We start from the raw sequence: 20,440 nt of genomic DNA on the forward strand, positions 1-20,440 counted from the left end.
TGGGCGTTTCGTCGAAGGGAGCCGCACATTCTAGCCCGTTTTTTCCGTCCGTCAACACCCTGTGAGGGGGAATTTTTCGGTCCGGAGAGCCTTGCCGCGTTGCCGCCGCGTGGCCCCGGTGATGCGGGGCGCGCATTCTGCACAATCGCCGCGGGCTTGCATAGCCCCCTCCCGCATCGGCACGCCTTGACTCGCCACCGCGGCCTGCACGATGTTGCGGGCTGGCACGCCCACGGAGCCCGCCATGCCCCTGATATTCCGCCTCGCCGCGCTCGCGCTGTCGTTCGGCCTGTCCGCCTGTGCGAGCGCGGACCCCAACTGGGTGGAGGTTGGCGGGGAACGCTACGTGGTGGAGATCGCGGACGATGCCGAGGAACGCGCGCGCGGCCTCATGTTTCGCGACACGCTGGCCGAAGGCACCGGCATGCTGTTCGTGCACGAGCAGGAGGAGCCCCAGGCGTACTGGATGAAGAACACGCGCATCGCGCTCGACATCCTGTACTTCGACGACGCGCTGACGCTCGTGTCCCAGCAGCGCGACGTGCCACCGTGTTCCGGCGGCAATGCATGCCCCTCGTATCCGAGCGACGCCCCCGCGCGCTACGTGCTCGAACTCAATGCGGGCGAAGCCGCGCGGCTTGGACTGGAGGACGGAGCGCGGATGCGCCTGTCGCCCGCGCTGCAGCCCGCACCCTGACCCCGTCGGCGACGTCTTGCACACCGTGCGCGGCCGGCGCAGTCTTGCAGCCATGGATGCGACCAATCCCCTTCCCCGCTGGGAAGCGCTGGCGGAGCTGGACGACGACGCGCTGCCGCTGCTGGGCGTGGCCCTGCTGATCGCGCGCGACGAGTATCCGGACCTCGAACCCCGGCGCTACGCGCTGCAGGTCCAGGGCCATGCATCGCACATCCGCGGCGCGATCGACCGCGAATCGCATCCGGCGCTGAAGATGCGCGCGATCAACCAGTATCTGTTCGAGGAAGTCGGCTACGCCGGCGACCACGACGAGTACTACGATCCGCGCAACAGTTACATCAACCAGGTGTTCGAGCGCCGACTGGGCAATCCGATTTCCCTGGCGCTGGTGCAGATGGCGGTGGCGCGCGAGGTGGGCTTGCCGCTGGACGGTGTGTCGTTCCCCGGCCACTTCCTGGTGCGGCTGCCGGTGGACGACGGCCTGCTGGTGATGGATCCGTTCAACCGCGGTCGCCCGCTGGACGTCGACGAGCTGCGCCAGCGCGCGCGTACGCACATGGGTGGCGAAATGCCGGACGACGACGCCCTCTCGCAGATCCTGTATCCGGCGTCGAACCGGGCGATCCTGGTGCGCGTGCTGCGCAACCTGCACGGTGTCTACAGCGAGTGCGGCGACTGGGAACGGGCCACCCGCAGCGCCGACCGCGTGCTGCGCCTGCTGCCGGACAACCCCGAGGCGCTGCGCGACCGCGGCCTGGGCTACCTCGAGCTCGGACACCTGGCGGGCGCACGCGAGGATCTGCACCGCTACCTGCTGCGGCAGCCGCGCGCCGACGACGCGTCGCAGGTGCGGCTGCGGCTGATCGAGGCCGGCGCGCGCACCGCACGCCTGCACTGACGTGCGCACGCCGGGGCGTACCACGCCGGGGCGTGCCGGAAGCGCGAGCGCGCGCGAAGCTACAGCGTGACCATCTCGAAGTCGTCCTTGGTGACGCCGCAGTCCGGACACGTCCATGTCTCGGGCACGTCCTCCCAGCGCGTCCCGGGCGCGATGCCGTCGTCCGGCAGGCCCGCCGCCTCGTCGTAGACGAAGCCGCAGACCACGCACATCCAGCTGCGGTAGGGCGTGTCGTTCATCGGATAATGCGCTCGAAGGTTCAGGAGGAGACATGCCATTGTCCCATTCCACGCGTGAGGACGAAACGAGCATCGGTGCCCGTGCGGCGCGCGGGCTGTACCCGGTCACGCCCGATCTCGACGACACCCGCGCGCTCGTGTCTCTGGTGACGCGCGTGCTGCCGCATGCCACCTGGCTGCAGTACCGGCACAAGACCGCCACGCCGGCGTTGCGACGCGCGCAGGTCGCGGCGCTGCTGCCCGCGTGCCGCGCCGCCGGCGTGCCGCTGATCGTGAACGACGACTGGCTGCTGGCGGCCGAGAGCGGCGCCGACGGCGCGCACCTGGGCGAAGGCGACGGCGCGCTCGAGGCGGCGCGCCTGGCGCTGGGCCCGTCCGCCATCCTCGGCGCGTCCTGCTACGACGAGATCGAACGCGCGCGACGCGCCGTCGACGCGGGCGCGAGCTATGTCGCGTTCGGCGCCTTCTTCCCGACCACGACCAAGGCCGCCACGCGCCGCGCCACCCCCGGTCTGCTGCGCGCGGCGCGCGGGCTGGGCGTCCCGCGGGTGGCGATCGGCGGCATCACGGCCGACAATGCACCGGCACTGGTCGAGGCCGGCGCCGACCTGCTGGCCGTGGTCAGCGGCGTGTTCGCGGCCCCCGACCCCGCCTTCGCGGCGCAGGCCTGCCTGGCCGCATTCCGGCACCCGCCCGCTGCCGCCGGCGGCTGACTCCGCCGCGGCACCGCCCGCGCCCCACGCTTCCATGGACACCCGGACCCGATGACCCACGCCCAGTCCCATGCCCTGTTCGAGCGCGCCCGCGCGCGCCTGCCCGGCGGCGTCAATTCGCCCGTGCGCGCGTTCAAGTCGGTGGGCGGCGAACCGTTCTTCGTCGCCCGCGCCGACGGCCCGTACCTGTACGACGTCGACGGCCACCGCTACATCGACTACGTCGGGTCCTGGGGGCCGATGATCGCCGGCCACAACCATCCGCGCGTCCGCGAGGCGGTGCAGCGCGCGATCGGCGACGGGCTGTCGTTCGGCGCCCCCTGCCCGGCAGAGGTGACCATGGCCGAGACCCTGGCGCGACTGGTGCCGTCGTGCGAGATGGTGCGGATGGTGAATTCCGGCACCGAGGCGACGCTGTCGGCGATCCGCCTGGCGCGGGGCGCCACCGGGCGCAGCCGGATCGTGAAGTTCGAGGGCTGCTACCACGGCCATGGCGACTCGTTCCTGGTCAAGGCCGGCAGCGGCGCGCTCACCTTCGGCGTGCCCACCTCGCCTGGCGTGCCCAAGGCGCTGGCCGACCTCACCCTGACCCTGCCCTACAACGACTTCGGGGCCGCCACCGCCCTGTTCGATACCGCCGGCGACGACATCGCAGCGCTGATCATCGAACCAGTCGTGGGCAACGCCAACTGCCTGCCGCCGCGCGAGGGCTACCTGCAGCACCTGCGCGCGCTGTGCACGCGCCATGGCGCGCTGCTGATCTTCGACGAGGTGATGACCGGATTCCGCGTGGCGCTGGGTGGCGCCCAGGCGCGCTACGGCGTGACGCCCGACCTGAGCGCGTTCGGCAAGATCATCGGCGGCGGCATGCCGGTGGGCGCCTACGGCGGACGACGCGAACTGATGGAGCAGGTCGCCCCGGCCGGACCGGTGTACCAGGCGGGCACGCTGAGCGGCAACCCGGTGGCGATGGCGGCGGGCCTGGCGATGCTGGAACTGGTATCCGAGCCCGGCTTCCACGACCGCCTCGAGGCCACCACCCACGCGCTGTGCGACGGGCTGGAAGCGGCCGCGCGCGACGCCGGCGTGGCCTTCACCACGACCCGCGTCGGCGCCATGTTCGGCCTGTTCTTCACCAGCGAGCCGACGGTCGACACGTATGCGCAGGCGGTGGCCTGCGACACGGCCACCTTCAACCGCTTCTTCCACGCGATGCTGGCGCGCGGCGTGTTCCTCGCACCGTCTGCGTTCGAGGCCGGGTTCGTGTCGGCCGCGCACGACGACGCGGTAGTGGATGCGACCGTCGCGGCCGCGCGCGAGGCATTCGGGAGCCTGGCCGATGACCGCGCCGGCTGAGTCCGGCGACCCGGTTCCGGGCCGGGGGACCGACCGGGACCCGGCCGGCAGCCTGTTCGAGAAGGAGTACCTGCCGGCCTCCACCGAGGGCGCGCGCTACCTCTGGTTCCGCCGCATCTTCCACCACGACGCGCCGGACGAGCGCAACTTCGACCTGGTGCTGATCGCGGTGATCCTCGCCAGCGTGGCGGTGGTGCTGCTCGACAGCGTGCCGTCGATCAAGGCGCGCTGGCACGCCTGGCTGTACGCGGCCGAGTGGGCGTTCACCCTGGCGTTCACCGTCGAGTACGCGGTGCGGCTGTGGGTGGTCAAGCGCCCGCTGCGCTACGCCCGCAGCTTCTACGGCGTCATCGACCTGCTCGCGATCCTGCCGACCTTCCTATCGCTGCTGTTCCCGGCCAGCACCTCGTTCGCGGTGATTCGCGCGCTGCGGCTGCTGCGCGTGTTCCGGGTGCTGAAGCTGGTCGAGTACTCCAGCGAGGCGGGCGTGCTGATCCAGGCGCTGCTGCGCAGCCGGCGCAAGATCTTCGTGTTCCTCGCCACCCTGGTGACGATCATCGTCATCTTCGGCGCGCTGATGTACGTGGTCGAAGGCCCCGACCACGGATTCACCAGCATCCCGACGGGCATGTACTGGGCGATCGTGACCGTGGCCACGGTGGGGTTCGGCGACATCGCGCCGGGGACGCCGTTCGGCCGCTTCGTGACCTCGGTGCTGGTGATGATCGGCTACAGCATCATCGCCGTGCCCACCGGCATCTATACCGCCGAACTGGCGCGCTCGCTGCAGCCGCGACGACGCCAGGTCCGCTGCACCGAATGCGGGCTGCCCGACCACGAAGCCGATGCCTGGCACTGCCGCAAGTGCGGGCGCGCCCTGCCGCACGAATAGGCGGCGGGGGCCGGTTCAGCGCAGCGCCGCGGCCAGCCGCTGCAGGCCGTCGGCAAGCGTCGCGTCGTCGATGTTGAGCGGCGGCACGAAGCGCAGCACGTCGGGGCCGGCCTGCAGCAGCAGCAGGCCCTGCACCGCGGCGCGGTCGAGCAGTTCGCCGGCGCGCCCGGCGTGCGCCGGTGCCAGCACCGCGCCGAGCATCAGGCCGCGCCCACGCACCTCCGAGAACAGGCCCAGTTCACCGTTCAGCGCTTCCAGCCCCGCACGCAGCGCGCCGGACTGGCGCGAGACGTTGGCCAGCAGCGACGGCGACGACAGCTTGCGCAGCGCCACGCGCGCCACCGCCGCCGCGAGCGGGTTGCCGCCGAAGGTGGTGCCGTGGTCGCCGAACTGCATCGCCCGGGCCACCTTCGGCCCGGCCAGCAGGACGCCGACCGGAAAGCCGCCGCCCAGCGCCTTGGCCAGGGTGACGATGTCCGGCACCACCTGGTCCTGCCAGTGCGCGAACAGGGTGCCGGTGCGACCCATGCCGCACTGGATCTCGTCCAGCACCAGCAGCGCGCGATGGTGGTCGCACAGCTCGCGCACGCCGCGCAGGAAGCCAGGCGCGGCCGGCATCACCCCGCCCTCGCCCTGCACCGGTTCGACCAGCACCGCGGCGACGTCGCCCGCGGCCATGGCCACTTCCAGCGCGGTGGCGTCGTTGAAGTCGACGTAGCGGAAGCCGCCGGGCAGCGGCTCGTAGCCGGCCTGGTACTTCGGCTGCGCGGTGGCGGTGACCGCCGCCAGCGTGCGGCCGTGGAAACTGCCGCGGAAGCTGACGATCACCCGGCGCGCGGGCTCGCGCCCCTGTGCCGCGGCCCACTTGCGCACCAGCTTGATCGCCGCCTCGTTGGCCTCGGCGCCGGAGTTGCACAGGAACACGCGTTCGGCGAAGCGCGAGGCTTCCGCCAGTTCCGCGGCCAGGCGCAGCGGCGGCTCGCTGTGAAACACGTTGCTGGTGTGCCACAGGCGCCCGGCCTGCTCGGCGAGCGCGGCGACGAGGTCGGGATCGGCATGGCCCAAGCTGCAGACCGCGATGCCGGCGGCGAAGTCGACGTAGTCGCGGCCGTCGATGTCCCACAGCCGCGCGCCCTGGCCGCGGTCGAGCACCATCGAGCGCTGGCGGTAGACCGGAAGGTAGCGCTCCTGCCCGAGGGCGACGAGGTCGGCGGTTCGGCTGGACGGGATCATGCGCGTGTCGGGCTGCGGACGGGGCCGGTCATTGTGCCGCGTCCGCCGCGGCCACGCGCAGGCCGCGGCTGCCGGGCTACCAGCTGCCGGTATTGGGCATCGACGCCCAGGGTTCGGCCGGCGCCAGCGCCGCGCCCTTCTGCAGCAGCTCGATCGAGATCAGGTCCGGCGTGCGCACGAAGGCCATGCGCCCGTCGCGCGGCGGCCGCAGGATGGTCACGCCCTGCGACTGCAGGTGCGCGCACAGCGCGTAGATGTCGTCGACGGCGAAGGCGAGGTGGCCGAAATTGCGCGCGCTGCCGTAGTCCTCGGGGGGCGAGCCGTCGGCCGGCGGCCAGTTGTAGGTCAGCTCGATCTCCGCTTCCGGGTTCTCGGGTGCGCCGAAATAGACCAGGGTGAAGCGGCCGGCCTCGTTGTCCATGCGCCGGGTCTGGCGCAGGCCCAGGCCCTCGGTGAAGAAGCGGCTGGTGGCGTCCAGGTCGTGGACGCGGATCATGGCGTGCAGGTATTTCATGGCGGGGGCTCGTGGAAGGCGGGGCCACGCGGCCGGCGTGGGGATGCGGGCGTGCGCCTGCATCCGGCCGACGCTGCGGTCATGCCGCCCAAGATCGCCGCGCCGGTCCGGAATGGCAAGGCCGTGCCGGCGGCGCGCCGGCTTCAGTCCAGGAACAGATCCGGCAGCAGCGGCTGCGCGGGATCGACCGCGTAGCCGGACAGGTCGGTGACGCCCGCCTCGCGCAGCACCTCGTCGTCGATCAGGAAGCGGCCGGTGAAGCCCGCTGCCGGGCGCGAGAGCACCGCGTGCGCGGCATCGGCCATGATCGCCGGCGACCGCGCGTTGGCGGCCGACACGCCCGGGATCATCGCCAGCGCGTCGGTGGCGATCAGGGTGCGCGGCCACAGCGCGTTGATGGCGATGCCGCGATCGGCGAACTCGGCCGCCAGCCCCAGCGTGACCAGACTCATGCCCATTTTCGCCAGCGTGTAGCCGGTGTGCGGCGCCCACCACTTCGGATCCAGCGAGGGCGGCGGGCACAGGGTGAGGATGTGCGGGTTCTCGGCCTGCAGCAGGTGCGGCAGGCAGGCCTGCGCGCACAGGAACGTGCCACGGGCGTTGACCTGCTGCATCAGGTCGAACCGCTTGAGCGGCGTGTCCAGCGCGCCGCGCAGCCAGATCGCGCTGGCGTTGTTGACCAGGATGTCGAGCCCGCCGAACGTCTCCACGGTGCGGGCCACCGCGTCGCGCACCTGCGCCTCCTCGCGGATGTCGCAGCGGATCGCCAGGGCGCGTCCGCCGGCGGCCTCGACCTCGCGCGCGGCGGTGTGGATGGTCCCCGGCAGCTTCGGGTTGGGAACGTCCGATTTCGCGGCGATCACGACGTTGGCGCCGTCGCGCGCGGCGCGCAGCGCGATCGCCAGGCCGATACCGCGCGACGCGCCGGTGATGAACAGGGTCTTGCCGGTCAATGCGGGCATCGGCGGTCCGGGCAGGCGTGTGCGCAGAGCCTACTCCACCGGTGCGCAGGACAGACCGGCCACGATGGCACGCCCCCTCGCCGTGCGGTCAGGGCTTGGGACCCTGGCCTTCGTTGTCCTCCCACTTGAGCAGGCGACGGGTGACGAACCGGTAGACCGGCTTGCCGGTGCGGAACCACAGGTCCCGCACCCAGGAATTGCGCCTAAGCACCCGGCGCTCCACCGGGGTGAGCGATTCGCGGCAGTACATGCGCTTGTGCTTGAGCAGGTGGCGCAGGTCCTCGCGCGCCAGCAGCCGCATCCAGCGCGACCGGGGGTCGCCGAGGGTGGCCAGCTGGAAATCGATCAGCGCCGGCCGTCCGTCCTCGAGCACCAGCCAGTTCGCTTCCTTGGCCAGGTCGTTGTGGGCCACGCCGCGGCGGTGCAGGGACTGCAGCAGGCGGCGGGCACTGCGGAAATAGGCCAGGTCGCCGCGCGGCGGGCGCTGGTACATCGCATCGCCGGCCATGAAGCTGCGGTCGAGCCTGCGACCGTCCCAGGCCAGCAGCTGCGGCACGTCGGCCATGCCGGCCACGCGCTGCAGCGCGCGCGCCTCGCGCCGCGCCAGCCACCACGCGGGCAGCCGCAGCCACCACGGCACGTGGCCGAGATCGCGGCGCACGAACGCACCATCCGCTCCCTGCATCAGCGAGATCCGGCCGAAGCTGTCGGCCTTCAGCGCGCGAGTTTCGGTGGCGTCGCGATCCATCCGCACAGTGTAGGCGAGCAGTCAGCGGCGGCTGTCATAATTCGCCGATGGACTCCGGCTGGTTCGACGCCACGCTCGCCTGGATCAGCGCGCACCCCGTCGCGGCCGGCGGCGTGATCTTCCTGATCGCGTTCTGCGATGCGGTGGTGGTGCTCGGCATCCTGGTGCCGGCGCTGCCGCTGCTGTTCGCGATCGGCGCGTTGATCGGCCTGGGCCACATCGACGGCACGTACGCGGTGACCTGCGCCGCCCTGGGCGCCTTCTTCGGCGACGGCATCGGTTACTGGGTCGGCCACCGCTGGGGGCCGCAGCTGCGCGAACACTGGCCGTTCCGCCGCTACCCGCAGCTGCTCGACCGCGGCGAGCTGGTGTTCCGCCGCCACGGCATCAAGGGCATCCTGATCGCGCGCTTCGTCGGCGCGATCCGCGCGTTCGTGCCGGCCATCGCCGGCATGCTGCACATGCCGCTGCGGCGCTACGTGCCGATGAGCCTGCTCGCCTGCTTCCTCTGGGCCGGGATCTTCCTTGCGCCCGGCTGGATCTTCGGGGCGTCCTACGACGCGGTGGCCGCGGTCGCCGACCGGCTGGTGCTGGTGCTGGGCGGACTGCTGCTGGTACTGGCGCTGGCCTGGGCGGGCGTGCTCTACACCTACCGCTGGTTCGACCGCCACGCCAACGACCTGCTCGCCCGCGCCCTGCGCTGGACCCGCGCGCACCCGCGCCTGGGCCGTTACGCAGCGGCGCTGATCGACCCCAACCGGCCCGAATCGGCCTCGCTGGCGATCCTGGCCGCGTGCCTGCTGGCGATCGGCTGGGCGTGGTTCGCGCTGCTGGGCACGGTATGGATGCGCGGCGAGCCGCTGGCGCTGGACCTGACCGTGTTCGGCGCGATGTACGAACTGCGCAATCCGCTGGCCGACCGGCTGATGGCCGGGCTGGCCTCGATCGGCGACTGGGAGGTGCTGCTGCCGGTGGCGACGCTCGCACTGGGCTGGCTGCTGTGGCGGCGGCGCTGGATCGCCGCGGCGCACTGGGTGGCGGCGCTCACCTTCGGCCTGGTGCTGACCACGGGCCTGGCCAAGCTGATCGACATGCCGCTGCCACCGACCGCGCACAGCGGTTTCGGCTTCCCGTCGGTGTCGGTGACGATGACCACGATCGCGTTCGGCTTCTTCGCCGTGCTGATCGCTCGCGAGCTGCCGGGCCGGTCCCGGGTCTGGCCGTACATGGTCGCCGGCCTGGTCGGCGCGGTGCTGGGGTTCGCGCGGCTGTACCTGGGGGCGCATTGGCTCAGCGACGTGGTCGGCGGGATGCTGCTGGGGATCGTGTGGCTGCTGGTGCTGGGCATCGCCTACCGGCGCCACGTGGCGCGCTCGTTCTGGATGCGGCCGCTGGCGGCGATCTTCTATGTCAGCTTCGCGGTCGCGGCGCTGTGGCATGCGCCCAAGGCGGTCGACCCGCTGCTGGCGCGGTTCTCGGTGCCGGAGCCCGCGAAGGTGCTGGAACCCGGGGCCTGGTGGGCGCACGACTGGGCACGGCTGCCCGCCCAGCGCCGCGAACGCGACGCCAGCCGCCGCTGGGCGCTGGACGTGCAGGTGGCCGGCCCGCTGGAACCGCTGCGCGGGCACCTGCGCAGCCTCGGCTGGCGCGCGCAGCCGCAGGCGGACTGGACCGCGACCCTCGGCCTGCTCGACGACGACGCCCCGCCCGGCCTGCAGCCGGTGCTGCCGGCCACGCTCGGGTCCGAGGCGGAGGCGCTGCTGCTGCGCCGCCCCGCCGGCGACGGTCGGCTGCAGACGCTGCGGCTGTGGCGCGCCCCGGCGCGACTGTCGGACGGCACGCCGCTGTGGATCGGCGTGAGCCAGACGCTCGAATACCAGCGGCCGCTGTCGGGCCTGTTCGGCATCTGGCTGCCGGTGGTCGACGACGATGCGGCCTTCGTCGCCCTGCGCCGTTCGCTCACCGGCTTCCCCCTGCGCGAATCGCCGCATCCGCATACCGGCGCGCCGGTGCTGCGGTTGCGCACCGATGCGGCCGGCTCAGGACAGCAGCCGTAGCAGCTCGTCCAGGCGCAGGTCGGGGTCGTCCTCCTGCAGCAGCTGCTGGCGCTGGGGCAGGCTGAGCGGCAGCAGTTCGGCCAGGCGCCAGCCGACCCAGGCGGCATCGTCGAACCGGGGCTCGGGAATCCGCACGTCGGCCTCGCCGAGGCGATCGAAGATCCGGCGCAGCACCTCGCCCAGCAGCGCGTGCTGCGGCTGCAGTTCGGCCGACGGATCGGGGTCCCGCCAGTCCACGTCGGCCACGACAAGCCCGCTGTCGCGGACCCGGGTGCGGAGAACACGGAACCGCCGTTCGCCACGCAGCCGCAGGTGCAGCAGGCCGTCCGGGCCAGTGTCGAAATCCTCGATCCGGGCCTCGGTGCCCCAGGCCATCGGCATCGCCGCGCGCCCGGCCTCTTCGCCTTCGGCGATCAGACACACGCCGAAGCCGCTGCCGCTGCGGCCGCAGTCGCGCACCAGGTCGAGGTAGCGCGGCTCGAAGATGCGCAGGCCCAGCGCGGCGCCGGGCACCAGCACCGCATGCAGCGGGAACAGGGGCAACGATTCGGACATGGCGCCAGTCTAGGCGCTGCCGCCCGACCGGCGCACGGGCGGCAGGATGGAAGCGGCGCCCGCGCGGCGCGCCTCAGCCCGCCTGCAGCTGCGCCAGGAAGCGGCGCGGCGCGGCGTCGAACCCGCCGTTGGACATGAACACCACGTGGTCGCCCTCGCGCGCGAGCGCGCCGAGCGCCGCCAGCAGGGCGTCGGCGTCGGCCACCGCGCGCGCCTGTCCGCGCACTCCCGCCACCACCGCCGCGGCATCCCACGGCAGTTCCGGCCGCGCCAGGAACACCACCGCGTCGGCCTCGTGCAGCGACGGGGCCAGCGCCGCGGCATGCGCGCCGAGCCGCATCGAATTGCTGCGTGGCTCCATCGCCACCACGATGCGCGCCGCACCCACCTTCGCCCGCAGGCCTGCGAGCGTGGTCGCGATCGCGGTCGGGTGGTGGGCGAAATCGTCGTACACCGCGATCCCGCGCGCCTGCCCCAGCCGTTCCATCCGGCGCTTCACGCTGCGGAACCGCGACAGCGCCGGAAGCACGGCCGCCACGTCCACCCCGACCGCGGCACACGCCGCCAGCGCCGCGAGTCCGTTGAGCACGTTGTGGTCGCCGAGCAGCGGCCATTCCACCGTGCCCACCGCCTGCCCGCCGCGCGTGACCTCGAACGCGCTGCCGTCCTCGCGCAGTTTGCGCGCGCTCCACTCGAAGCCGGGATCGAAGCCGAAGCGTTCCACCGGCGTCCAGCAGCCCATCTCCAGCACTTCGCGCAGGCGCGCGTCGTGGCCGTTGACGATCAGCCGGCCGCGCCCGGGCACGGTGCGCACCAGGTGGTGGAACTGGCGCTGGATCGCGGCCACGTCGGGGAAGATGTCGGCGTGGTCGTATTCGAGGTTGTTGAGGATCGCCACCCGTGGCCGGTAGTGCACGAACTTGCTGCGCTTGTCGAAGAATGCGGTGTCGTACTCGTCGGCCTCGACCACGAACAGCGGCCGCGCCCGGGTGCCGGGAGGGCCACCCGGCGCCGGCGCGGCCGCGCCGCCGAGCCGCGCCGACACCCCGAAGTCCTCCGCCACGCCGCCGATCAGGAAGCCCGGCTCGCGCCCGGCCGCCTGCAGCAGGAAGGCCAGGATCGTGCTGGTGGTGGTCTTGCCGTGGGTGCCGGCGACGGCGAGCACGTCGCGGCCGGGCAGCACGTGCTCGCGCAGCCATTCGGCGCCGGAGGTATAGGCGCGGCCGCTGTCGAGCACCGCCTCCACCGCCGGGTTGCCGCGCGAGAGCGCGTTGCCGACCACCACCGTGTCGCAGTCCGGCGAGATGTGCGCCGGGTCGTAGCCCTGGGACAGGGCGATGCCGAGCGTCTCGAGCTGGGTCGACATCGGCGGGTACACCGCCTGGTCGCTGCCCTCGACCGCGTGCCCGAGTTCGCGCGCCAGGGCGGCGACGCCGCCCATGAACGTACCGGCGATGCCGAGGATGTGCAGTTTCAAGGCGGAACCCGCGTGCGTCGTGACAGCCGCGCACTTTACCCAAACACGCCACGGCATGATCCCGGTCGCAGCGACGCGGACCCCGGGGCCGCTAGACTGGGCGCGGATCCCGCCGAGCCCCGCCGATGCGCCCTGCCCTGTCCGTTGCCCTTCTCGTCCCCGCCCTGCTGCTGGGCGGCGATGCCCTGGCCGCCCGCCCGGCTCCGGCTGCGGACGCCGCGCCCGCAGCGGCGGTCGGCGCGCCGCTGCTGACGGTGCACAAGCACCCCAGCTGCGGCTGCTGCGGGGTGTGGATCGAGCACATGCGGCAGGCGGGCTTCCGGGTGGAGGCGCGCGATACCGCGCAGATGTCGCCGGTGAAGGCCGCCGCGGGCGTGCCGGAAGCGCTGGCCTCGTGCCACACCGCCGAGGTCGACGGCTACTTCATCGAGGGTCACGTGCCGGCGGCCGATGTCGCCCGGCTGCTGCGCGAGCGGCCCGCCGCGCGCGGACTGGCCGTGCCGGGCATGCCGCTCGGATCACCCGGGATGGAACACCCCGAGGGCATCGAACAGCCCTATACCGTGGAGCTGGTGCTGGAAGACGGCAGCACGCGGCCGTTCAACCGTTACCCGCAGGACTGAGCCGCCGCACGGCGACACGCCCTGATCCCGGACCGGCGCCACCGCGGATCGCCCGCCAGCGGCGCGGCCATGCGCGCCCTCAGCCGACCGCCTTCTCCGGCGCGATCGCCTCGACGATGCGGTTGAACACCGCCTCCAGCGAGCCCACGCCGTCGACCACGGTCAGCTGGCCGTGCTGGCGGTAGAACTCGATCACCGGTGCGGTCTGCTGGTCGTAGACCTGCAGGCGCTTGCGCACGGAATCGGGGGCGTCGTCGGCGCGGCCCTCGGCCTTGGCGCGGCCGGCCAGGCGCTCGACGATCTGCTCGTTGTCCACCGTCAGCTGCACCGCGGCGTCGAACTTCTGCCCGAGGCTGGCGAGCAGTTCGTCGAGGGCGGCGGCCTGGGCCAGGTTGCGCGGGTAGCCGTCGAGGATGAAGCCGGCGCGGGTGTCGTCGCGCGAGAAGCGGTCGCGCAGCATGCCCAGCAGGATCTCGTCGCTGACCAGGTCGCCGCGGGCCATGACTTCCTTGGCCTGCAGCCCGAGCGGGCTGCCGGCCGCCACCTCGGCGCGCAGCAGGTCGCCGGTCGAGATGTGGGGTACCTGCAGGTACTCCTTCAGCCTGGCCGCCTGCGTACCCTTGCCCGAGCCGGGCGCTCCCAACAACACCAATCGCATCGAGGACTCCCCACCAGATCGACACCGGAGGCGGTCGCGGGCGGTTGCTACACTCCGGCCGGACCGCGGATTCAGCCGCCAGCTTAACCCATCGACCCGACCCACCGACCTCATCCCAAGGGCGCATATGGCTTCCGGAACCCTGCTCTACTCCCAGTCCGGCGGTGTCACCGCCGTCATCAACGCCACCGCTTCGGGCGTGATCGCCGAGGCCCGCGCGCGCAAGGTGAAAGTGCTGGCGGCGCGCAACGGCATCCTCGGCGCCCTGCGCGAGGAACTGGTGGACACCTCGAAGGAGAGCGCCGCGTCCATCCGCGGCCTGGCCCACACCCCGGGCGGCGCATTCGGCTCGTGCCGCTACAAGCTCAAGTCGCTCGAGGCCGACCGCGCCAGGTACGAGCGCCTGCTGGACGTGTTCCGGGCGCACGACGTGCGCTGGTTCCTCTACAACGGCGGCAACGATTCGGCCGATACGGCCAACAAGGTGTCGAAGCTGGCGGCCGAGTTCGGCTATCCGCTGACCTGCATCGGCGTGCCCAAGACCATCGACAACGACCTGGCGGTGACCGACTGCTGCCCGGGCTTCGGCTCGGCGGCGAAATACACCGCGGTGTCGGTGCGCGAGGCGGCGCTGGACGTGGCCGCGATGGCCGACACCTCGACCAAGGTGTTCGTCTACGAGGCCATGGGCCGCCACGCCGGCTGGCTGGCCGCCGCCGCGGGCCTGGCCGGAAACGGCCCGGACGAGGCGCCGCACCTGATCCTGTTCCCCGAGCGCGCCTACGACGAGGCGGACTTCCTGAAGAACGTGAAGAAGGTCGTCGACCGCGTCGGCTACTGCGTGGTGGTGGCCAGCGAGGGCATCCAGACCGCCGACGGGCGCTTCGTGGCAGAGTCCGGCGGCGGCACCGATTCGTTCGGCCATACCCAGCTGGGCGGCGTCGCGTCCTACCTGGCCGGCAAGGTCAAGGACCAGCTCGGCTTTAAGGTGCACTGGACCCTGCCCGACTACCTGCAGCGCAGCGCCCGCCACCTGGCCTCCAGGACCGACGTCGACCAGGCGATCGCAGTCGGCCGCGCGGCGGTGAAGTTCGCGCTGGAAGGCCGCAACGCGACCATGCCGGTGATCGAACGCACCTCCGACGCGCCGTACCGCTGGAAGATCGGCAGCGCGCCGCTGGACAAAGTGGCGAACCACGAAAAGAAGTTCCCCAAGAATTTCATCCGCCGCGACGGCTACGGCATCACCGACAAGGCCCGGACCTATCTCGAGCCGCTGATCCGCGGCGAGGCGCCGCCGCCCTACGGCCGCGACGGCATTCCCGCCTACGTCTCGCTCAAGCACGTAGCGGTGAAGAAGAAGCTTCCGGCCTGGGAAGGCTAGCCCGTCGACCGCAGCCCTCGTCCTGTAGCCCGGGTAAGCAGAGCGCACCCGGGATGACGTCGCGCAACACCCCGGGTGCGCTTCGCTTACCCGGGCTACGCCTGTCGGGACCTGCGATATCGCGTCTCCAGCCCCGGGCGCCCCACACCACCGGATGCGGTTCGCGCTTGCGCGATACGCGTGTCGGATCCGCGCGCCGCCCCGCCTCCGCGATGCGACGCGCTCAACCCGCCTCCAGCAGCTCCAGGTTGCGCACCGCGCCCTTGTCGGCGCTGGTGGCCAGCAGCGCGTAGGCCTTCAGCGCCCCGCTGACCTTGCGCGGGCGCGGCGACGCGGGCGCCCAGCCCTTGGCGTCCTGCTGCGCGCGGCGCGTCGCGAGTTCGCCGTCGGCGACCAGCAGTTCGATCGATCGCGCGGGAATGTCGATGCGGATGCGGTCGCCGTCGCGCACCAGGCCGATCGCCCCGCCCGCCGCGGCTTCCGGCGAGACGTGGCCGATCGACAGGCCCGACGTGCCGCCGGAGAAGCGGCCGTCGGTCAGCAGCGCGCACCGTTTGCCCAGTCCCTTGGACTTCAGGTAGCTGGTCGGGTACAGCATCTCCTGCATGCCGGGTCCGCCGCGCGGGCCTTCGTAGCGGATCACCACCACTTCGCCCGGCAACACCTCGTCGGCGAGGATGCCCTGCACCGCCGCGTCCTGGCTCTCGTACACGCGCGCGCTGCCCTCGAACACGTGGATCGACTCGTCGACCCCCGCGGTCTTGACCACGCAGCCGTCCGGCGCGACGTTGCCGCGCAGCACCGCCAGCCCGCCTTCCTGCGAATAGGCGTGGGCGACGTCGCGGATGCAGCCGTCCGCGCGGTCGTCGTCCAGCGTCGGCCAGCGCGTGGCCTGGCTGAAGGCGACCTGCGTCGGAATTCCACCCGGGCCGGCGCGATAGAACGTGGCCACCGATTCGTCACCGGACTGGGTGACGTCCCAGCGCGCGATCGCCTCGCCCAGGCTCGGCGCGTGCACGGTGGGCACGTGCGTATGCAGCAGGCCGCCGCGCGCGAGCTCGCCCAGGATCGCCATGATCCCGCCGGCGCGATGCACGTCCTCGATGTGGTACTTCTGCGTGTTCGGCGCCACCTTGCACAGCTGCGGCACGCGCCGCGAGAGGCGGTCGATGTCGCGCAGGGTGAAATCGACGCCGGCCTCGCGCGCCGCCGCCAGCAGGTGCAGGATGGTGTTGGTCGACCCGCCCATGGCGATGTCGAGCGTCATCGCGTTCTCGAACGCCTCGAAGGTGGCGATGCCGCGCGGCAGCGCGGCCGGATCCTCGCCGCCGTACCAGCGGTGGCACAGTTCCACCGCGGTGCGGCCGGCGCGCAGGAACAGCTGCTCGCGATCGGCATGCGTGGCCAGCACCGTGCCGTTGCCCGGCAGCGACAGGCCCAGCGCCTCGGTCAGGCAGTTCATCGAGTTGGCGGTGAACATGCCGCTGCACGAGCCGCAGGTCGGGCACGCGCTGCGCTCGACCGCGGCCACCTGCTCGTCGCTCGCCGACGGATCGGCCGCCATCACCATCGCGTCGACCAGGTCGAGCTTGTGGTCCGCCAGCGCGGTCTTGCCCGCTTCCATCGGCCCGCCGGAGACGAACACCGTCGGCACGTTGAGCCGCAGCGCCGCCATCAGCATGCCGGGCGTGATCTTGTCGCAATTGGAGATGCACACCAGCGCGTCCGCGCAATGCGCGTTGACCATGTACTCGACCGAGTCGGCGATGATCTCGCGGCTGGGCAGCGAATACAGCATGCCGTCGTGGCCCATCGCGATGCCGTCGTCGACCGCGATGGTGCTGAACTCCTTGGCCACGCCGCCGACGCGTTCGATCTCGCGCGCGACCAGCTGGCCGAGGTCCTTCAGGTGCACGTGTCCGGGCACGAACTGGGTGAACGAGTTGGCGATCGCGACGATGGGCTTGTGGAAGTCCTCGTCGCGCATGCCGGTGGCGCGCCACAGCGCGCGCGCGCCGGCCATGTTGCGGCCATGGGTGGAGGTTTTCGAACGGTATTCGGGCATGGAACTTCGCGGGGGAAATGACGCAACGCGTCAAAGCGGCATTCTGGGGAGTTTTCGCCGTTACAGTTGCAACGATTTCGGGGGCAACGGATCAAGTGGCGACAGCGCTTGACAAGCCGTGAAAGCGCGGTTTAGTTTGGCCCAATGCTGCAACGCCACACCCCTGCCGGGAACCCCCACGACGCCAGCGCGTCGTCGATTCTCGTACTCGTCCTTATTACCTCGCCAACCGGTGCGGGACGATCGGGCGCGTAAGCAGGAAGCGCCGAATCGCAAAACCCCGCACCGCAAGGGCGGGGTTTTTTGTTGCCCATACCAACCGTTTTCCAACCAACACGCCACTGCAGAGACCCTGACATGACCCAGTCCTCCCTTCCCAAGCCCAGTATCGCCATCGTCGGCTACGGCAGCCAGGGCCGCGCGCACGCGCTGAACCTGCGCGATTCCGGCTTCGACGTGACCGTCGGGCTGCGCCCGGGCGGCCCCACCGAAGCCAAGGCGAAGGCCGACGGCTTCAACGTGAAGGCGCCCGCCGAGGCGGTGAAGGAGGTCGACCTGGTCGCCGTGCTCACCCCCGACATGGTGCAGCGGCAGGTGTACGAGGACGCGATCGCGCCGAACATGAAGCAGGGCGCCTGCCTGCTGTTCGCCCACGGGCTGAACGTGCATTTCGGCATGATCGCCCCGCGCGAGGATCTCGACGTGATCCTGGTGGCGCCCAAGGGCCCGGGCGCGCTGGTGCGCCGCGAGTACGAGATCGGCCGCGGCGTGCCCTGCATCTGGGCGGTGCACCAGGACCGCAGCGGCAAGGCGAAGCAGCTGGCGCTGGCCTACGCCGACGGCCTCGGCGGCGCGCGCGCCAACCTGATCGAGACCACGTTCAAGGAAGAGACCGAGACCGACCTGTTCGGCGAGCAGGCCGTGCTGTGCGGCGGCGCCTCGTCGCTGGTGCAGGCCGGCTTCGAGGTGCTGGTGGAAGCCGGCTACCAGCCGGAGATCGCCTATTACGAAGTGCTGCACGAGCTGAAGCTGATCGTCGACCTGTTCTACGAAGGCGGCATCACCCGCATGCTCGAATTCGTGTCCGAGACCGCGCAGTACGGCGACTACGTCAGCGGCCCGCGCGTGATCGACGCCGGCACCAAGGAGCGCATGCGCGACGTGCTCAAGGACATCCAGGACGGCACGTTCACCAGGAACTGGGTGGCCGAGCACGCCGCCGGGCTGCCGAACTACAACCGCTACAAGCAGGCCGACCTCGACCACCCGATCGAGGTCGTGGGCAAGAAGCTGCGCGAGAAGATGGTGTGGCTGGACAACTCCCCGAAGGAACAGAAAGAGGCCGCGTGATGAACGGTGCGCACTGGCTGGTGCAGGCCCTGGAAGCCGAAGGCGTCGACGCGCTGTTCGGCTATCCCGGCGGAACGATCATGCCGTTCTACGACGCGCTCCACGGCGCGTCGCTCAAGCACGTACTGGTGCGCCACGAGCAGGGCGCCGCGTTCGCCGCCAACGGCTACGCGCGCGCCAGCGGCCGCGTCGGCGTGTGTGTGGCCACCTCCGGCCCGGGCGCGTCGAACCTGGTCACGGGCATCGCCGACGCGATGTTCGACTCGGTGCCGATGGTGGTCCTCACCGGCCAGGTGCCCACCTTCCTGATGGGCACCGACGCGTTCCAGGAGCTGGACGTGTTCGGCATGACCCTGCCGATCGTCAAGCACAGCTTCCTGCCGCGCAGCGTGGACGAGCTGCCGCGGGTGTTCGCCGAGGCGTTCCGCATCGCCCGCAGCGGACGTCCCGGGCCGGTGCTGATCGACCTGCCCAAGGACGTGCAGATGGCCGATGCCTCGCACCTGCCGGTGCACTCGCCGCTGCCGGTCGAGCCGGTGCCGGGCCCGCCCGACGCCGCGCTGCACGAGGCGGCGGCGCTGGTCTCGCAGTGCCGCAAGCCGGTGGTGTACGCCGGTGGCGGCGTGGTGCTGGGCGACGCGGTCGAGGCGTTCCGCGAGTTCGTCGACCTCACCGGCCTGCCCACCGTGCTCACGCTCAAGGCGCTGGGCGCGCTGCCGGCCGGGCATCCTTCGAACCTGGGCATGCTCGGCATGCACGGCAGCCGCGCGGCGAACATGGCGGTGCAGGAATGCGACCTGCTGTTCGTGGTCGGCGCACGCTTCGACGACCGCGCCACCGGCAAGCTGGCCGAGTTCGCGCCCAACGCACGCGTGGTGCACCTGGACGGCGACGGCTGCGAGATCGGCAAGCTGCGCGCGGCCGACGTGGCGGTGCCCGGCAACCTGTCGCAGAGCCTGTCGCGCCTGGCCGCGCCGCTGGCCGCGCAGATGGAAGGCCGCCACGCCGCCGCGCGCAAGGCCTGGCGCGACACCTGCCTGGAGCGCCGCTCGCGCCACGCCGCGCGCTACGACGCCCCCGGCGACAAGGTCTACGCACCCGCCCTGCTCAAGCGCCTGAGCGAACTGGCACCGAATGCGGTGGTGGCCTGCGACGTCGGCCAGCACCAGATGTGGGTGGCCCAGCACTGGCGCTTCAACCACCCGCGCCAGCACCTGACCAGCGGCTCGCTCGGCGCCATGGGCTTCGGCCTGCCGGCGGCGATGGGCGCGCAGATGGAGTCGCCCGACGCGCAGGTGGTGTGCGTCAGCGGCGACGGCTCGTTCATGATGAACATCCAGGAGCTGGCGACCATCCGCCGCTACCGGCTGCCGGTGAAGATCGTGCTGCTGGACAACTCCGCGCTGGGCATGGTGCGGCAGTGGCAGGAGCTGTTCTTCGAGAAGCGCTATTCGGAGATCGACCTGTCCGACAACCCCGACTTCGCCGAGGTCGCGCGCGCGTTCGGCATCCAGGCCCTGCACGTGGACAAGGCGGCGAACGTGGACGACGCCCTGCGCGCGCTGCTGGCCGCCGACGGCCCGACCCTGCTGCACGTGGCGATCGACACCGCCGCCAACGTCTGGCCGCTGGTGCCGCCGAACCACAACAACGCGCAGATGATGGATCCCGACGACGCCGGCACGCTGGATACCGGCGAACCGGTGCCGGTGCAGCCGCCGTCCGCCTCGTCCGCTTCCGAGGAGCCGAACAATGCGCTACCAGCTTGACCTGACCCTGCGCAGCGCCGAAGGCGTGCTGGCGCGCGTGATCGGCGCCACCGAGCGGCGCGGCTTCCGGCCGCTGGCGCTCGATGGCCAGGCCGAGCCCGGCGAAGACCGGTGGCAGCTGCGCGTGACGGTGGAAGGCGACCGTTCGGACGCCTCGCTGCAGCAGCAGTTGGCGAAGATGTACGACTGCCTGTCGGTATCGGTACAGCCCTGCCCGTGACGCGGCTTCGCCGCACGACGCCAGATCGCT

The 20,440-nt window shown here is 71.7% G+C and carries 20 protein-coding genes; 11 read left to right on the top strand and 9 right to left on the bottom strand.

Annotated elements, in window-relative coordinates; genetic code table 11:
• The first annotated feature begins 244 nt into the window (after window positions 1–244).
• Both QFW80_RS08205 and QFW80_RS08210 read left to right on the top strand, forming a co-directional pair.
• Entirely contained in the window at window positions 245–697 is a 453-nt protein-coding gene (locus tag QFW80_RS08205) for a DUF192 domain-containing protein (protein WP_280601175.1), read from the top strand.
• A gap of 52 nt (window positions 698–749) precedes the next feature.
• Entirely contained in the window at window positions 750–1,595 is an 846-nt protein-coding gene (locus tag QFW80_RS08210) for a SirB1 family protein (protein ID WP_280601176.1), read from the top strand.
• Between the two features lie 59 nt (window positions 1,596–1,654).
• On the opposite strand, the gene QFW80_RS08215 is transcribed toward QFW80_RS08210, so the two are convergent.
• Window positions 1,655–1,873, bottom strand: a complete 219-nt coding sequence (locus tag QFW80_RS08215) for a rubredoxin (RefSeq protein WP_280601178.1) — start codon at window positions 1,871–1,873, stop codon at window positions 1,655–1,657.
• Between QFW80_RS08215 and thiE the strand changes: the two genes are divergently transcribed.
• From thiE to QFW80_RS08230, 3 genes are read left to right on the top strand one after another with little or no spacing between them, the layout of a single operon-like run.
• A complete protein-coding gene (gene thiE / locus QFW80_RS08220; protein WP_280601180.1) occupies window positions 1,867–2,547 on the top strand; it encodes a thiamine phosphate synthase in 681 nt (226 codons plus the stop codon). The genes QFW80_RS08215 and thiE overlap by 7 nt on opposite strands.
• Before the next feature lie 51 nt (window positions 2,548–2,598).
• The gene (gene hemL, locus QFW80_RS08225; RefSeq protein ID WP_280601181.1) at window positions 2,599–3,903 is read left to right on the top strand and encodes a glutamate-1-semialdehyde 2,1-aminomutase; all 1,305 of its coding nucleotides are present in this window, start codon (window positions 2,599–2,601) and stop codon (window positions 3,901–3,903) included.
• On the top strand, window positions 3,887–4,795 hold the full coding sequence (locus tag QFW80_RS08230) for an ion transporter (protein WP_280601183.1): 909 nt from the start codon (window positions 3,887–3,889) through the stop codon (window positions 4,793–4,795). The genes hemL and QFW80_RS08230 overlap by 17 nt, the downstream gene beginning before the upstream one ends.
• 15 nt (window positions 4,796–4,810) lie before the next feature.
• Here the strand turns inward: QFW80_RS08230 and QFW80_RS08235 are convergent, their stop codons facing one another.
• The 4 genes from QFW80_RS08235 to QFW80_RS08250 all read right to left on the bottom strand — a co-directional run bounded on the left by QFW80_RS08235 (window position 4,811) and on the right by QFW80_RS08250 (window position 8,252).
• On the bottom strand, window positions 4,811–6,028 hold the full coding sequence (locus tag QFW80_RS08235) for an acetylornithine transaminase (protein WP_280601184.1): 1,218 nt from the start codon (window positions 6,026–6,028) through the stop codon (window positions 4,811–4,813).
• Window positions 6,029–6,104: 76 nt separating this feature from the next.
• Entirely contained in the window at window positions 6,105–6,542 is a 438-nt protein-coding gene (locus tag QFW80_RS08240) for a VOC family protein (RefSeq protein ID WP_280601185.1), read from the bottom strand.
• Between the two features lie 143 nt (window positions 6,543–6,685).
• Entirely contained in the window at window positions 6,686–7,504 is an 819-nt protein-coding gene (locus tag QFW80_RS08245; RefSeq protein ID WP_280601186.1) for an SDR family oxidoreductase, read from the bottom strand.
• Window positions 7,505–7,592: 88 nt separating this feature from the next.
• Window positions 7,593–8,252, bottom strand: a complete 660-nt coding sequence (locus QFW80_RS08250) for a protein kinase family protein (protein ID WP_280601187.1) — start codon at window positions 8,250–8,252, stop codon at window positions 7,593–7,595.
• A gap of 47 nt (window positions 8,253–8,299) precedes the next feature.
• Between QFW80_RS08250 and QFW80_RS08255 the strand changes: the two genes are divergently transcribed.
• Complete coding sequence (locus QFW80_RS08255) at window positions 8,300–10,309, top strand: bifunctional DedA family/phosphatase PAP2 family protein (protein ID WP_280601189.1); 2,010 nt, start codon at window positions 8,300–8,302, stop codon at window positions 10,307–10,309.
• Here QFW80_RS08255 and QFW80_RS08260 read toward each other — a convergent pair.
• Window positions 10,292–10,864, bottom strand: coding sequence for an LON peptidase substrate-binding domain-containing protein (locus tag QFW80_RS08260; protein WP_280601191.1), 573 nt, complete (start codon window positions 10,862–10,864; stop codon window positions 10,292–10,294). The genes QFW80_RS08255 and QFW80_RS08260 overlap by 18 nt on opposite strands.
• Window positions 10,865–10,937: 73 nt before the next feature.
• The gene (gene mpl, locus QFW80_RS08265; RefSeq protein ID WP_425603522.1) at window positions 10,938–12,398 is read right to left on the bottom strand and encodes a UDP-N-acetylmuramate:L-alanyl-gamma-D-glutamyl-meso-diaminopimelate ligase; all 1,461 of its coding nucleotides are present in this window, start codon (window positions 12,396–12,398) and stop codon (window positions 10,938–10,940) included.
• Window positions 12,399–12,466: 68 nt separating this feature from the next.
• Between mpl and QFW80_RS08270 the strand changes: the two genes are divergently transcribed.
• Window positions 12,467–12,964 carry a DUF411 domain-containing protein gene (locus QFW80_RS08270; RefSeq protein WP_280601195.1) on the top strand — a complete coding sequence of 166 codons (498 nt, stop codon included), beginning with the start codon at window positions 12,467–12,469 and terminating at the stop codon, window positions 12,962–12,964.
• A 79-nt stretch (window positions 12,965–13,043) separates the two neighbouring features.
• Here QFW80_RS08270 and QFW80_RS08275 read toward each other — a convergent pair whose 3' ends face one another.
• Entirely contained in the window at window positions 13,044–13,622 is a 579-nt protein-coding gene (locus tag QFW80_RS08275) for an adenylate kinase (protein WP_280601197.1), read from the bottom strand.
• 127 nt (window positions 13,623–13,749) lie between these two features.
• Here QFW80_RS08275 and QFW80_RS08280 point away from each other — a divergent pair, with 127 nt between their 5' ends.
• On the top strand, window positions 13,750–15,006 hold the full coding sequence (locus QFW80_RS08280; RefSeq protein ID WP_280601199.1) for a 6-phosphofructokinase: 1,257 nt from the start codon (window positions 13,750–13,752) through the stop codon (window positions 15,004–15,006).
• A gap of 223 nt (window positions 15,007–15,229) precedes the next feature.
• Here the strand turns inward: QFW80_RS08280 and ilvD are convergent, their stop codons facing one another.
• Window positions 15,230–17,071: a dihydroxy-acid dehydratase gene (ilvD, locus tag QFW80_RS08285; RefSeq protein WP_280601200.1), complete on the bottom strand. Its 1,842-nt coding sequence runs from the start codon at window positions 17,069–17,071 to the stop codon at window positions 15,230–15,232.
• A gap of 357 nt (window positions 17,072–17,428) precedes the next feature.
• Here ilvD and ilvC point away from each other — a divergent pair, with 357 nt between their 5' ends.
• Genes ilvC through QFW80_RS08300 form a run of 3 tightly spaced genes read left to right on the top strand, consistent with a single transcriptional unit; the run spans window position 17,429 to window position 20,410 of the window.
• Window positions 17,429–18,421 (top strand): ketol-acid reductoisomerase, encoded by a 993-nt coding sequence (gene ilvC / locus QFW80_RS08290; RefSeq protein WP_280601201.1) that lies wholly within the window; start codon window positions 17,429–17,431, stop codon window positions 18,419–18,421.
• A complete protein-coding gene (gene ilvG, locus QFW80_RS08295) occupies window positions 18,421–20,190 on the top strand; it encodes an acetolactate synthase 2 catalytic subunit (RefSeq protein WP_280601202.1) in 1,770 nt (589 codons plus the stop codon). The genes ilvC and ilvG overlap by 1 nt, the downstream gene beginning before the upstream one ends.
• Window positions 20,174–20,410, top strand: coding sequence for an ACT domain-containing protein (locus QFW80_RS08300; RefSeq protein ID WP_280601204.1), 237 nt, complete (start codon window positions 20,174–20,176; stop codon window positions 20,408–20,410). Before ilvG ends, QFW80_RS08300 begins: the two co-directional genes overlap by 17 nt.
• Window positions 20,411–20,440: the final 30 nt, after the last annotated feature.

Origin of the sequence: Luteimonas rhizosphaericola, from assembly GCF_029888045.1 — a bacterium.
Classification (GTDB): Bacteria; Pseudomonadota; Gammaproteobacteria; order Xanthomonadales; family Xanthomonadaceae; genus Luteimonas; species Luteimonas rhizosphaericola.

Excerpts from the sequence above, each read along its gene's own strand:
- QFW80_RS08270 (WP_280601195.1), top strand. The coding sequence starts at position 12,467 with ATGCGCCCTGCCCTGTCCGTTGCCCTTCTCGTCCCCGCCCTGCTGCTG.
- ilvD (WP_280601200.1), bottom strand. The coding sequence starts at position 17,071 with ATGCCCGAATACCGTTCGAAAACCTCCACCCATGGCCGCAACATGGCC.
- QFW80_RS08210 (WP_280601176.1), top strand. The coding sequence starts at position 750 with ATGGATGCGACCAATCCCCTTCCCCGCTGGGAAGCGCTGGCGGAGCTG.
- QFW80_RS08235 (WP_280601184.1), bottom strand. The coding sequence starts at position 6,028 with ATGATCCCGTCCAGCCGAACCGCCGACCTCGTCGCCCTCGGGCAGGAG.
- ilvG (WP_280601202.1), top strand. The coding sequence starts at position 18,421 with ATGAACGGTGCGCACTGGCTGGTGCAGGCCCTGGAAGCCGAAGGCGTC.
- ilvC (WP_280601201.1), top strand. The coding sequence starts at position 17,429 with ATGACCCAGTCCTCCCTTCCCAAGCCCAGTATCGCCATCGTCGGCTAC.
- QFW80_RS08275 (WP_280601197.1), bottom strand. The coding sequence starts at position 13,622 with ATGCGATTGGTGTTGTTGGGAGCGCCCGGCTCGGGCAAGGGTACGCAG.
- hemL (WP_280601181.1), top strand. The coding sequence starts at position 2,599 with ATGACCCACGCCCAGTCCCATGCCCTGTTCGAGCGCGCCCGCGCGCGC.
- QFW80_RS08255 (WP_280601189.1), top strand. The coding sequence starts at position 8,300 with ATGGACTCCGGCTGGTTCGACGCCACGCTCGCCTGGATCAGCGCGCAC.
- QFW80_RS08215 (WP_280601178.1), bottom strand. The coding sequence starts at position 1,873 with ATGGCATGTCTCCTCCTGAACCTTCGAGCGCATTATCCGATGAACGAC.
- QFW80_RS08260 (WP_280601191.1), bottom strand. The coding sequence starts at position 10,864 with ATGTCCGAATCGTTGCCCCTGTTCCCGCTGCATGCGGTGCTGGTGCCC.
- thiE (WP_280601180.1), top strand. The coding sequence starts at position 1,867 with ATGCCATTGTCCCATTCCACGCGTGAGGACGAAACGAGCATCGGTGCC.
- QFW80_RS08245 (WP_280601186.1), bottom strand. The coding sequence starts at position 7,504 with ATGCCCGCATTGACCGGCAAGACCCTGTTCATCACCGGCGCGTCGCGC.
- QFW80_RS08280 (WP_280601199.1), top strand. The coding sequence starts at position 13,750 with ATGGCTTCCGGAACCCTGCTCTACTCCCAGTCCGGCGGTGTCACCGCC.
- QFW80_RS08300 (WP_280601204.1), top strand. The coding sequence starts at position 20,174 with ATGCGCTACCAGCTTGACCTGACCCTGCGCAGCGCCGAAGGCGTGCTG.
- QFW80_RS08205 (WP_280601175.1), top strand. The coding sequence starts at position 245 with ATGCCCCTGATATTCCGCCTCGCCGCGCTCGCGCTGTCGTTCGGCCTG.
- QFW80_RS08250 (WP_280601187.1), bottom strand. The coding sequence starts at position 8,252 with ATGGATCGCGACGCCACCGAAACTCGCGCGCTGAAGGCCGACAGCTTC.
- QFW80_RS08230 (WP_280601183.1), top strand. The coding sequence starts at position 3,887 with ATGACCGCGCCGGCTGAGTCCGGCGACCCGGTTCCGGGCCGGGGGACC.
- QFW80_RS08240 (WP_280601185.1), bottom strand. The coding sequence starts at position 6,542 with ATGAAATACCTGCACGCCATGATCCGCGTCCACGACCTGGACGCCACC.
- mpl (WP_425603522.1), bottom strand. The coding sequence starts at position 12,398 with ATGCCGTGGCGTGTTTGGGTAAAGTGCGCGGCTGTCACGACGCACGCG.